Genomic DNA, 12,172 nt, shown 5'->3' with positions numbered 1-12,172 from the left:
ATGTCCGGCGTAACACTGGAAAATGTGATCAAGCGCTACGGCGAGACGCAGGTGATCCACGGGGTCGACCTGACGATCGAGGATGGCGAGTTCTGTGTGTTCGTCGGCCCCTCGGGCTGCGGGAAATCCACGCTTCTGAGGATGGTGGCGGGGCTTGAGGAAACCAGCGCGGGCACGATCCGGATCGGCAGCCGCGACGTGACGCGGATGGATCCGGCGGAACGCGGCGTGGCGATGGTGTTTCAGACCTACGCGCTTTACCCGCACATGACGGTCGAGGAAAACATGGGCTTCGGGCTGAAAATGACCGGGCATCCGAAGGATGAGATCAGGACGAAGGTGACGGAGGCGAGCCGGATCCTGAAGCTGGACGATTACCTGAAGCGGAAGCCCGCGGCCCTGTCGGGCGGGCAGCGGCAGCGGGTGGCGATCGGGCGGGCGATCGTGCGGGGGCCGGAGGTGTTTCTGTTCGACGAACCCCTGTCGAACCTCGACGCGGAACTGCGCGTCGAGATGCGGGTGGAGATCGCGCGGCTTCACAAGGAAATCGGCGCGACGATGATTTACGTGACCCACGACCAGGTGGAGGCGATGACCTTGGCCGACAAGATCGTGGTGCTGAGGGGCGGGAATATCGAGCAGGTGGGGGCGCCGCTCGATCTCTACCGCGACCCCGACAACCGGTTCGTGGCGGGGTTCATCGGCTCGCCGTCGATGAATTTCCTCGACGCGGTGGTGACGGGCGGCGCGGTTGAGGTGCCGGCGCTGGGCCGGCACGTCGAGGTGGCGGCCAGCCTGCCCGCCGAAGGCACGGCGCTGACGATCGGGCTGAGGCCCGAGCACCTTGAGCTTCGGCCGGGCGACACGATGAGCGTGGAACTGACCGAGGCGCTGGGCGGTGTCTCCTACGCCTATCTGAACGCGGGCACGGGCGAGCGGCTGATCGTGGAGGAGCGGGGCGACGAACGATCCTCTGCCGGGGATCGCGTGGGGCTGAGTTTCGAGGCGTCGCGGGCCTATCTCTTCGAGCGGGAGAGCGGGCTGCGCATCCGCTGAGCCGATCCCCCGGACGGAAAGACGCCCCGAAGACCCGCCGGTCTTCGGGGCGTTTTCATGTCTCAGGCGTTGTTCTCGTCGGCGATGGCATCGGCGAGCGCGGCCTCGAAGATCGAAAGCCCTTCGTCGATGATCGCGTCGGAGGCCGTGAGCGGCACCATGATGCGCACCGCGTTGCCGTGCATCCCGCAGGAGAGCAGGATCAGCCCGCGCTTCAGGGCGTGGGAGATCACCGCCTTGGTGAAGGCGGCATCCGGCGTGGTGGTTTCGAAATCGGTGACGAACTCGACGGCGAGCATCGCGCCGAGGCCCCGGATATCCCACATCCGGTAGGGGGCGACGCGGGCGCCCATGTCGGAGAGCCGCGCGCGGAAGACCTCGCCAAGGGCCGTCGAGCGGGCGAGGAGGTTTTCACTCTCCAGCGCCTCGATCGCCGCAAGGGCCGCCGCGCAGGCGACGGGGTTGCCGCCATAGGTGCCGCCCAGGCCGCCCGGATCGAGCGCGTCCATCACATCGGCCCGGCCGATCACGCCGGCCAGCGGATAGCCGCCCGCCATGGATTTCGCGACCGTGATGAGATCGGGCACGACGCCGGAATGTTCGATCGCGAACCAGGTGCCGGTGCGGCCGAAGCCCGCCTGCACCTCGTCCGAGATCAGGAGGATGCCGTGCTTGTCGCAGACCGCGCGAAGGGCCTGGAAAAGCTCTGCCGGAACCGGGTGATAGCCGCCTTCGCCGAGCACCGGCTCGAGGATGATCGCGGCGACGCGATCGGGCTGGGCGTCGGTCAGAAACAGCATCTCGAGCGCGCGGAGGCTGTCGTCGACGGTGATCTGATCGCGGGTCGACGGGAAGGGCACGCGGAAGATATCGGCCGGGAAGGGCCCCACGTCCTTCTTGTAGGGCGAAACCTTGCCGGTCAGCCCCAGCGTCAGAAGCGTGCGGCCGTGATAGCCCGCGGTGAACGCGATGACGCCCGGCCGCCCGGTATGGGCGCGCGCGATCTTCACCGCGTTTTCCACCGCCTCGGCGCCCGTCGTCACCAGAAGCGATTTCTTCGGGAAATCGCCCGGGGCGAGCGCGTTCAGCTTTTCGGCCAGCGCCACGTAGGGTTCGTAAGGCACGACCTGGAACGAGGTGTGGGTATAGAGATCTTCCTGCGCCTTCGCGGCCTCGATCACCTTCGGGTGCCGGTGGCCGGTGTTCAGAACCGCGATGCCGCCGGCGAAATCGATGAAGCGGTTGCCTTCGACATCCCAGAGTTCGCTGTTCTCGGCCCGGGCCGCATAGACCGGCGCGGCGGAGGCCACGCCGCGCGCGACGGCGGCGTCGCGGCGCTTGATGAGCGACGCGTTGGTGAGCGCGGGCGCCGGGGCCGGCGCCGTCGCTTTCTTTTTCGGGGCTTTGGGTTTCTTGGCGGTGGTGGTGGCCATGGCGCTCTCCGTTTGGTGAAGCCTGTCGCAAATGATTAGAATTTCGTGGCAGCGTTTAAGATACTTGTCAATATCGACGCCTGCGGCGCCGATCCGCGCGCGCCGGGCTGACGCCCGCCGCGCTTTTGAGCATTTGAGCCAAAATGAAGGGGGCAGTTTTTTTCTGGCGTTTTCCGGAAGCGGGGTTATTCTCATCACGAGTGTTTGATATTCTTAACGGAAGCGGGCATGGAAATCGGAACACGGCTTCGGAGCGTGCGCGAGGCGCGGGGCCTGTCGCAGCGGGAACTGGCGGCGCGGGCGGGGCTGACGAACGGCACGATCTCGCTGATCGAACAGAACAAGTCCTCCCCTTCTGTGGCGTCGCTGAAGAGCCTTCTCGATGCGATCCCCATGTCGCTGTCGGAGTTCTTCGCCGAGGTCGAGGAGGCCGATGCCGCGCCGAAATACTTCTATGCCGCGGGCGAGTTCACCGAACTCGGGCCCAGCGATCACGGGCTCGACGACCTTCTGAGCCTGCGGCAGCTGGGCAATGCCGCGCGCCACAGCCTTCAGATGCTGCACGAAACCTATCCGCCCGGCGCCGATACCGGGCCCGACATGCTGAGCCACGAGGCCGAGGAGGCAGGAATCGTGATTTCCGGCATCATAGAGATCACCGTGCGCGATCAGCGGCGCGTTCTGAACGCGGGCGACGGATACCTGTTCGATTCGCGCCTGCCGCACCGGTTTCGCAATATCGGCGACGCCCCTTGCGTGATTGTCAGCGCATGCACGCCACCCACCTTCTGAGGAACCTCCCGGCAATCCGGTTGTTCCCCCTTTCCAAGCTGTTAGAGTCGATGCCCATGCATCAGACCGTCCCGGAGTTTCCAAAATGACCCCTTTCGCGATTGCCGGCGTCCAGATGCACGTGGCCGCGCTTCATTCCAACGTCGAGGCCATGCGCCACCGGATCGAGGTGCTGATGGCACGTTTTCCGTGGACCCAGATGGTGCTGTTTTCGGAACTGGCGCCCTATGGCCCCCTCGACCGTTATGCCCAGCCTTTTCCGAACGAGGCGCTGGCGGCCTTCCAGGAAGATGCGCGGCGGTTCGGGATCTGGCTGATCCCCGGATCGATGTTCGAGAAGCGCGAGGACGGGCGGATCTTCAACACCTCGGTGGTGATCAACCCCGAAGGCCAGATCGTGGCGAAATATTCGAAGATGTTCCCCTTCCTGCCGTATGAGCACGGCATCGCCTCGGGCACGGAATTCTGCGTCTTCGACGTGCCGGAGGTGGGGCGGTTCGGCTTGTCGATCTGCTATGACATCTGGTTTCCGGAAACGACGCGGCAACTGACGAGCCAGGGGGTGGAGGTGCTGTTGCACCCCGTCCTGACCGGGACGACCGACCGGGATGCCGAGCTTGCCATCGCGCGCGCCACGGCGGCGCAGTTCCAGTGCTACGTCTTCGATGTGAACGGCCTTGGCGCGGGCGGCGTGGGCCGGTCGCTGGTGGTCGACCCGGCCGCCACCGTGCTGCACCAGTCGGCGGGGCAGGAAGACATGTTCCCGATTGAGGTCGATCTCGACCTTGTACGGCGGCAGCGGGAGACGGGGCTTCGCGGCCTCGGCCAGGTTCTGAAAAGTTTTCGGGATCGTGCGGCCGATTTTCCGGTCTATGATCGGGGCAGCGGGGCGGATGCCTATCTGCAGACGCTGGGGCCGCTTGAGATCCCCAGGCAGGGCTCGCGCGCCGGCACCGCGGCGGCGGATCCGCGCACGGCGCTGGCCGGAGACAGCGAAACACCGGTTGGGGCGGAACCCATCGCCATGTTCAAGGGGCGCACCGGGTCGGATTGACAGGGGCGTGCGGGGCGGAAGACCCCGGCGAACCGGAACGGGAGGAAGACATGAACCTTCACGATGGCGCAACCGATCTGCCGTCGATCGGCGATTATTTCAGTGCCTCGCAGCTGAGGTCGGACCGGTGGAGCGCGCTGCGCGAAGCCGTCGAGGCCCTGAGCCACGGCGAGTTGAAGGATGCCGCGCGGGAGCGGCAGCTGCTCAGGGCGCAGAGCCTGTTCGAGGCGCTGGCCCCGATCGAGGATTACTGGGCCTTCCCCGGCAAGGCCGCGTTCGAGCATATGCGGCGCCTGCTTGAATCGCGCAACATCGACGACCTGGCGGTGTCGGTGCGGCGGGCGAGCCGGGCGCTGGCCTCGGGCGCCTACCGGCGGCGGACGATCCCCCTGATGGCCGACGAGGTGGATGGCGAGGATTTCGAGGATGAATCGAGCCTCGCGCCAGAGGCGCGGGCGCTTGGGCGGCCCTATTTCGAGGTGCTGATCGTCGACAACGTGAACGAGCACCAGGACAGGTGGCTGCGCGCCAGCCTGCAGCGGATGCGGCGGACCGAGGACACGTTCATCTATGAACCCGTGGTGGTGCCGTCGCTGGAAGACGCGCTGATCGCCATTCTCTTCAACCACAACATCCAGGCCGTGGTGGTGCGGCCCGGCCTGATGCTGAAATCGAAGAACGCGCTGCCGATCCTCACGCGCTATATCAGCCAGGCGTCGAATGACGAGGCCGTCGATGGATTGCAGCCAAGCCAGTACGGGCCGGAATGCTGCCGGCTGATCGCAAAGGTGCGGCCCGAGCTTGACGCCTACCTGGTGACCGACCGGTCGGCGGAGGATATCGCGGCGCTCGATTTGGGCAAATGCCGGCGGGTGTTCTACAATCAGGAAGATTTCCTGGAACTGCACCTGAACATCCTGCGCGGTGTGAACCGGCGCTACAAGACGCCGTTCTTCACCGCGCTGAAGGAATATTCGAAACAGCCCACCGGCGTGTTTCACGCGATGCCGATCAGCCGGGGGAAATCGATCAGCCGGTCGCACTGGATCCAGGATATGGGCGCGTTCTATGGGCCCAACATCTTCCTGGCGGAAACCTCGGCCACGTCGGGCGGGCTCGACAGCCTTCTGGAGCCGCGCGGGCCGATCAAGGAAGCGCAGGATATGGCTGCGCGCGCCTTCGGCGCGAAACAGACCTTCTTTGCCACCAACGGCACCTCGACCTGCAACAAGATCGTGGTGCAGGCGCTGGTCAGGCCCGGCGATATCGTGCTGGTCGACCGCGACTGCCACAAGTCGCACCATTACGGGATGGTGCTGGCCGGGGCGAGCGTGGCCTACATGGACAGCTATCCCCTGCACCAGTATTCGATGTACGGGGCGGTGCCGCTGCACGAGATCAAGCACACGCTTCTGAAATACAAGGCGTCGGGGCAGTTGGACCGGGTCAGGATGGTGCTTCTGACGAACTGCACCTTCGACGGGCTGGTCTACAACGTCGAACGGGTGATGGAGGAATGCCTTGCCATCAAGCCCGACCTCATCTTCCTCTGGGACGAGGCGTGGTTCGCCTTCGCCCGGTTCAGCCCGTTCTACCGCCAGCGCACCGCGATGAATGCCGCGAACTACCTGCGCGAGCAGTTGCGCACGGCGGATCACGCGGCGGCCTACGAGGCGCAGCAGCGGGATCTGAAGGATGCCGATGAAGAGACGCTTCTGAACACCCGGCTCATTCCGTCGCCGCAGGCGCGCGTGCGGGTCTATGCCACGCAATCGACGCACAAGACGCTGACGTCGCTGCGGCAAGGCTCGATGATCCACGTCAATGACCAGATGTTCAAAGGCGAGGTCGAGCAGGCGTTTCACGAAGCCTACATGACCCACACCTCGACCAGCCCGAATTACCAGATCATCGCGTCGCTCGACGTGGGCCGGCGGCAGGTGGAGCTTGAAGGGTTCGAGTTCGTGCAGCGGCAGGTGGAAAGCGCGATGGCGATCCGCCGTGCGGTGGCCTCGCACCCGCTTCTGTCGAAATATTTCAAGGTTCTGACACCTGCCGACATGATCCCCGACAGCTACCGCGAAAGCGGGATCGAGGCCTATTACAGCGCCAAGAACGGCTGGTCAGATGCCTGGGATATCTGGACGAAGGACGAGTTCGTGCTGGATCCGACGCGGGTCACGCTGGCCGTGGGCGGCACCGGATGGGACGGGGATACGTTCAAGACCCGCATCCTGATGGATCGCTACGGCATCCAGATCAACAAGACCTCGCGGAACACCGTTCTCTTCATGACGAATATCGGCACGACGCGGTCGTCGGTCGCCTACCTGATCGAAGTGCTGGTGGAGATCGCCAAGGAACTCGACGATCTGATGGACGACGCCTCGAAGATGGAGCGCAAGGGCTTCGAGCGGCGCAAGAAAAGCCTGGTCGAGGACGTGCCGCCCCTGCCGGATTTCTCGCGCTTCCACGATGCGTTCCGATCGACGAGCGGGGAAACGCCCGATGGCGATATCCGATCCGCCTTCTTCCTCGCCTATGACGAGGAGAAATGCGACTACCTCGATCTGCATGGGGAACTGACGGAACGGGTGAACGCGGGCGAGGAGCTTGTTTCGTCAAGCTTCATCATCCCCTATCCGCCGGGCTTTCCGATCCTCGTTCCGGGGCAGGTGATCAGCCCCGAAATCCTCGAATTCATGCGCGCGCTCGACGTGAGCGAGATCCACGGCTACCGGCCCGACCTGGGCCTGCGGGTATTCACCGCCGAGGCGCTTGAAGAACACCAGTCGGCCCGCGCAAACTGAGACCAGATAAAGGGACAGGGAGAGACAGGACATGCCGAAGAAGACATTGAAGAACATCTCCGAAATCCGGAGATACTTTCACACCAACACCGACCCGATCTATTTCGTGTCGGCCACCAACTTCAACCTGCTGGGGCTGGATGAGTGGGTGAAAAACTTCAAGTATATCAGTTACATGGACTGTTTCGACGGGCGACATCCGAACGTTCTGGTGCCGTCCGAAATCCCCCATGACGAGTTTCAGTCGATCGAGGACATCAACAACTACCTGCTTCAGCACAAGGAAGTGGTGGATTACGTGAAGACGCGCGGCGGCAAGCCCAATTTCGTCTTCCTGATGTTCGATGAAGAGACCGAGAAGCTGGCCAAGCAGCTGGGCGGCAAGGTGTGGTTCCCGAAGGCGAAGCTTCGGACCTCGATGGACAACAAGATCGAAACCGTCCGCGTGGGCAACAAGGCGGGCGTGCCCTCGGTGCCGAACACGCTGGCGGAGGTGAAAAGCTACGAGGATCTGCAGAAGATCTGCGAGAAGGCGGGGCTGGGGAACGACCTCGTCCTGCAATCGGCCTTCGGCGACAGCGGGCACACCACCTTCTTCATCAAATCCGAGGCCGACTTCCGCAAGCACGAGCACGAGATCGTCGGCGAAGGCGAGATCAAGATCATGAAGCGGATCGATTGCCGGGGCTCGGCGATCGAGGCCTGCGCGACAAGCCAGGGCACCATCGTCGGCCCCCTAATGACCGAACTCGTGGGCTTCAAGGAACTGACGCCTTATCGCGGCGGCTGGTGCGGGAACGAGATCTTTTCCACCGCCTTTCAGCCCAAGCAGCGGCAGAAGGCGCGGGAGCTGACCTTCAAGTTCGGCGAACAGCTTCGGAAAGAGGGCTATCGCGGGTATTTCGAGCTGGATTTCCTGATCGACAAGAAATCGGGCGAACTTTACCTGGGCGAGCTGAACCCGCGCATCACCGGCGCGTCCTCGATGACGAACCACGCGGCGTTCGCCCATGCGGATGCGCCCCTGTTCCTGTTCCACCTGCTCGAATTCTCGGGCAAGCCCTTCAAGCTCGATGTCGAGGAGCTGAACGCGCGCTGGGCCGATCCCGACATGATCGATTCCTGGTCGCAGATGGTGATCAAGCACACCGACGACAGCGTGGATATCATCACCCATGCGCCGGAATCTGGGATCTACCGGATGAACAAGGACGGCACGGTCAGCTATGACCGCTTCGACTATCACCGCCGGGCGGTGGAAAGCGAGGACGAGGCGTTCTTCCTGAGGATCCTCGCGCCGGGGGATTACCGCTACGAGGGCGCCGATCTGGGGATCCTGGTCACCCGCGGGCGGTCGATGACGAACAGCTTCAAGCTGACCGAGAAGTCGAAGCGCTGGATCGACGGGATCAAGAACGCCTATTCGGCGCGGCCGCTGCCATCGGCGCAGGCGCTGGCGGACCCGGCGTTCAAGATCATGTAAGGGCGGGGGGGGGGGCGCGCGCCCCCGGGGCGACGGGGCCGGGCCTCGCCCGGCGCCGCGCCCCGCCTTACCGCTTCAGAAAGGCCTGCGCCTCCTCCGCCGTCTCGAACACATGCGGCGCGCGGTCCCGCTCGAAGGCCTGCCCCAGCTTTCGCCGCATGAAGGCCGATCCTGAATAGCGCGTCACAGTGCGATAGAATCGGTCCTCCAGCCCGTTCACCATCGCCACGTAATCGCGTTCCACCTCCTCGTCGATCCGGGTGCCGTCATAGTTCACGATCACGTCGACCCGGGCCTTGAGCGGGGCGCAGATCTCCTCAACCCGCTCCCGGATCGCCTCGATATCGGCCATGCCGCGCACCCGGAACTTCTCGAAATTGATGAAAAGCGTCCCGCTGTCGCGGTCGAGCGCGATGCGGTCGGCAAGATCGAGGTGCAGAAGCTCCGCCGCCAGCCCCATCGGCGCGTCGCGGAAGATCCGCGCATCCATTTCCGCGATCTCCCCGATTTCGGGCCGGAAGGTGAGCCGCGCCAGCACATCGCGCTCCACGTCGATCCCCGGCGCAACCTCCACCAGCGTCACGCCTTCGGGGCGAAGCTCGAACACGGCGCGTTCGGTCACGTAGAGCACGGGCTTTCGCTGCCCCTGCGCCTCGGCGCCTGAAAACGTGATCTGCCCCACCGCATCGACGAACTTGCCGGTGCGGCCCTCGGCGGTGATCCGTGCGCGCCCGTCCTCGGCCACGAAGCCGAGGCCCCCCGCCGTCAGCGTGCCGGTGAACACCACCCGCCGCGCGTTCTGGCTGATGTTGATGAAGCCGCCCGCGCCCGCAAGCCGTGGCCCGAAGCGCGAGACGTTGACGTTCCCCGCCCGGTCCACCTCCGCCATCCCCAGAACGGCAAGGTCGAGCCCCCCGCCATCGTAGAAATCGAACTGCGCGTTCTGCGGCACGATCGCATCGGTGTTCACCGCCGCCCCGAAATCAAGCCCGCTCGCGGGTTGCCCGCCGATCACCCCGGGCTCGCAGGTCAGCGTGATGTGGTCGAGCATGCCTTCCTCGCCCACCACCGCGGCCACGCCCTCGGGCATCCCGATGCCGAGGTTGATCACCCCGTTCACCGGCAATTCGAACGCCGCGCGCCGCGCGATCACCTTTCGCGCATCCAGCGGCATCGGCTGCGTATCGCCGGGATCGGCGCGGTAACGCCCTGAAAACGTGTGGGAATAGGGGGTGGCAAAGGTTTGCATGTGGTGTTCGGGTTCGGCCACCACCACCGCATCCACCAGCGCGCCGGGGATCACCACGTCGCGCGGGTTCAAGGCGCCCCGCGCCACCGTCCGCTCCACCTGAACGATCACCACGCCGCCCGAATTCCGGACCGCCATCGCCTGGGCGAGGTTGTCGATCACCAGGGCCTCGCGCTCCATCGTGCAATTGCCCGCCGGATCCGCCGTGGTGGCGCGCAGCAGCGCCACGTTGATCGGGCGCGCGGGGTAGAACAGATAATCCTCGCCCTTCAGCGTCATCCGTTCCACCACTGGCTCTGTCACCGGCTCCGTGATCGGGCCGCCGCCCACCCGGCCGCCCTCGCGCGCGGGATCGACGAAGGTGCCAAGCCCCACCCGCGTCACCTGCCCGGGCCGCCCGGCGGCGATGTCGCGGTAGAGGTGGCTGATCACCCCCTGGGGCAGGTTGTAGCCTTCGATCTTCCCCTCGACGGCCAGCGTCGCGACCTTCGGGATCAGCCCCCAATGCCCCCCGATCACCCGCGCCAAGAGGCCCTCATGGGCCAGGTGATTAAGCCCCCGGTCCTTCCCGTCGCCCTGGCCCGCGGCGAAGAACAGCGTCAGGCCGCGCGGCGCGCCTGTTTCGACGAACCGCTGTTCCAGCGCGATCAGAAGCGCCTCGGGCACCCCGATCCCCACGAAGCCCGAGGTCGTGACGGTATCCCCGTCATGGATCAGCTCGGCCGCCGCCGCCGCGCTTACGATCTTCTTCTTCATGGCCGCTCCCCCCGACACCTGCCTGTCCCGAGGCTAGCGCAAGGCGGCCCGTCCCGGAAACCGCTTTGCTCCCCCCGCGCCGGGCGCTACTGGGGGGGAATGATCGACGTCGTTATCGAAGATCCGCGCTGGCAGGCGCTGGGGCTCGAACCCCTGGCCACCCGCGCCGTGGCCGCCACGCTCACCCGTCTTGGGCTGGGCGAGGAATGGGAGGTCGTGTGCCTCGGCTGCGACGACGCGCGCATTGCCGCGCTCAACGCCGATTTCCGCGGCAAGCCGCGTGCCACAAACGTGCTGTCCTGGCCTTCCGCAGAACGCGCCGCCGATCGGCCGGGCGGGGCGCCGGTGCCCCCCGATCCGCTGGAGGGCGAGGAGCTGGGCGATATCGCGCTGGCCTACGACACCTGTGCGCGGGAAGCCGCCGAGGCGGGCCTGTCTCTCGATCACCATACCACGCATCTTATTGTTCACGGAGTGTTGCATCTTCTCGGCTACGATCATGAAAGCGAGGCCGATGCGGCCCTTATGGAAGGTCTTGAGGTCGAAATACTTGCCACACTGGGGGTGTCGAACCCATATTAGGGCAATTGGCGCCCCGGGCGCCGCTTCTTGGAAAGGACAGATGGGCGAAGGACAGGACGGGTCTTCTAGCGCGGCGCGGGGCGCGCCGATGTCAGAACAGACCGGGACAGGCGACGACGCGTCGGATGACAGTCAGTCGCAAGGTTTATTAACGCGATTCTTTTCAGCGTTCTCCGGGCCGGAGGACACAGAGATCGCCGGGGCCGAGGCCGAAGACAGGCCTGCGCCCAATGGCGTGGCCCTTCCCGGCATCATGAACCTGCACCGCATGCGCGTCGAAGACGTGATGCTGCCGCGCGCCGATATGGTCGCGGTGCCGGTGGATATCGACAAGTCGGAACTGGTGGAAATCTTCCGCAAGACCGCGCTTACGCGCATACCGGTCTATGAAGGCACGCTCGACACGCCGCTTGGCCTCATCCACCTCAAGGATCTGGCGCTGAAGCACGGCTTCAACGGCAATGGCGAGATGAACCTGCAATCCATGCTGCGCCCGCTTCTTTTCGCGCCGCCGTCGATGCCGATCGGCGTGCTGTTGCAGAAGATGCAGTCCGATCGCATGCACATGGCGCTGGTGATCGACGAATACGGCGGCGTCGACGGGCTTGTCACGATCGAGGATCTGATCGAACAGGTCATCGGCGAGATCGAGGACGAACACGACATCGCCGAGGGCAAGTTCTGGACGGAGGAAAAGCCCGGCTGCTACCTCGCCCAGGCCAAGACCCCGCTTGAGGAGTTCGAGGCCGAAATCGGCATGCGCCTTCTCGACGATGACGATGACGAGGAGATCGACACGCTGGGCGGCGTCGTCTTCATGCTTGCGGGCCGCGTTCCGGCGCGGGGCGAGGTGATCCGCCACCCCGACGGGCCGGATTTCGAAGTCGTCGACGCCGATCCCCGGCGCATCAAGCGCCTGCGGGTGCGGATGAACGCCGGGGCGAAGGGCTGAGGCCA

8 protein-coding genes and 1 pseudogene are annotated in these 12,172 nt (G+C 65.0%); 7 read left to right on the top strand and 2 right to left on the bottom strand.

The window, feature by feature from the left end; genetic code table 11:
* Positions 1-1,056: an ABC transporter ATP-binding protein gene (locus RXV90_RS05575; RefSeq protein WP_316647433.1), complete on the top strand. Its 1,056-nt coding sequence runs from the start codon at positions 1-3 to the stop codon at positions 1,054-1,056.
* A gap of 62 nt (positions 1,057-1,118) precedes the next feature.
* Here RXV90_RS05575 and gabT read toward each other — a convergent pair whose 3' ends face one another.
* The gene (gene gabT, locus RXV90_RS05570) at positions 1,119-2,489 is read right to left on the bottom strand and encodes a 4-aminobutyrate--2-oxoglutarate transaminase (RefSeq protein ID WP_316647432.1); all 1,371 of its coding nucleotides are present in this window, start codon (positions 2,487-2,489) and stop codon (positions 1,119-1,121) included.
* 228 nt (positions 2,490-2,717) lie between these two features.
* Here gabT and RXV90_RS05565 point away from each other — a divergent pair, with 228 nt between their 5' ends.
* The 4 genes and pseudogenes from RXV90_RS05565 to RXV90_RS05550 all read left to right on the top strand — a co-directional run.
* A complete protein-coding gene (locus tag RXV90_RS05565; protein ID WP_316647431.1) occupies positions 2,718-3,281 on the top strand; it encodes a cupin domain-containing protein in 564 nt (187 codons plus the stop codon).
* Between the two features lie 85 nt (positions 3,282-3,366).
* Positions 3,367-4,335: a carbon-nitrogen hydrolase family protein gene (locus tag RXV90_RS05560; protein WP_316647430.1), complete on the top strand. Its 969-nt coding sequence runs from the start codon at positions 3,367-3,369 to the stop codon at positions 4,333-4,335.
* A gap of 50 nt (positions 4,336-4,385) precedes the next feature.
* The gene (locus tag RXV90_RS05555) at positions 4,386-7,145 is read left to right on the top strand and encodes an aminotransferase class I/II-fold pyridoxal phosphate-dependent enzyme (RefSeq protein WP_316647429.1); all 2,760 of its coding nucleotides are present in this window, start codon (positions 4,386-4,388) and stop codon (positions 7,143-7,145) included.
* 28 nt (positions 7,146-7,173) lie between these two features.
* Positions 7,174-8,628 (top strand): annotated as a pseudogene (locus tag RXV90_RS05550) (biotin carboxylase); the annotation flags it as partial.
* A 67-nt stretch (positions 8,629-8,695) separates the two neighbouring features.
* Here the strand turns inward: RXV90_RS05550 and RXV90_RS05545 are convergent.
* The gene (locus RXV90_RS05545; RefSeq protein ID WP_316647428.1) at positions 8,696-10,633 is read right to left on the bottom strand and encodes an acyl CoA:acetate/3-ketoacid CoA transferase; all 1,938 of its coding nucleotides are present in this window, start codon (positions 10,631-10,633) and stop codon (positions 8,696-8,698) included.
* 99 nt (positions 10,634-10,732) lie between these two features.
* On the opposite strand from RXV90_RS05545, the gene ybeY reads away from it, so the two are divergent.
* Complete coding sequence (gene ybeY / locus RXV90_RS05540) at positions 10,733-11,215, top strand: rRNA maturation RNase YbeY (protein ID WP_316647427.1); 483 nt, start codon at positions 10,733-10,735, stop codon at positions 11,213-11,215.
* 40 nt (positions 11,216-11,255) lie between these two features.
* A complete protein-coding gene (locus RXV90_RS05535; protein WP_316647426.1) occupies positions 11,256-12,167 on the top strand; it encodes a hemolysin family protein in 912 nt (303 codons plus the stop codon).
* The last annotated feature ends 5 nt before the right edge of the window (positions 12,168-12,172 follow it).

This window comes from Ovoidimarina sediminis, from assembly GCF_032586175.1.
Classification (GTDB): domain Bacteria; phylum Pseudomonadota; class Alphaproteobacteria; order Rhodobacterales; family Rhodobacteraceae; genus Ovoidimarina; species Ovoidimarina sediminis.
This window is presented reverse-complemented; position numbering and strand designations above follow the sequence as displayed.

What these genes read in the sequence shown, in the direction of transcription:
- RXV90_RS05575 (WP_316647433.1), top strand. Translation starts at nt 1, where the DNA reads ATGTCCGGCGTAACACTGGAAAATGTGATCAAGCGCTACGGCGAGACG.
- gabT (WP_316647432.1), bottom strand. Translation starts at nt 2,489, where the DNA reads ATGGCCACCACCACCGCCAAGAAACCCAAAGCCCCGAAAAAGAAAGCG.
- RXV90_RS05565 (WP_316647431.1), top strand. Translation starts at nt 2,718, where the DNA reads ATGGAAATCGGAACACGGCTTCGGAGCGTGCGCGAGGCGCGGGGCCTG.
- RXV90_RS05560 (WP_316647430.1), top strand. Translation starts at nt 3,367, where the DNA reads ATGACCCCTTTCGCGATTGCCGGCGTCCAGATGCACGTGGCCGCGCTT.
- RXV90_RS05555 (WP_316647429.1), top strand. Translation starts at nt 4,386, where the DNA reads ATGAACCTTCACGATGGCGCAACCGATCTGCCGTCGATCGGCGATTAT.
- RXV90_RS05545 (WP_316647428.1), bottom strand. Translation starts at nt 10,633, where the DNA reads ATGAAGAAGAAGATCGTAAGCGCGGCGGCGGCGGCCGAGCTGATCCAT.
- ybeY (WP_316647427.1), top strand. Translation starts at nt 10,733, where the DNA reads ATGATCGACGTCGTTATCGAAGATCCGCGCTGGCAGGCGCTGGGGCTC.
- RXV90_RS05535 (WP_316647426.1), top strand. Translation starts at nt 11,256, where the DNA reads ATGGGCGAAGGACAGGACGGGTCTTCTAGCGCGGCGCGGGGCGCGCCG.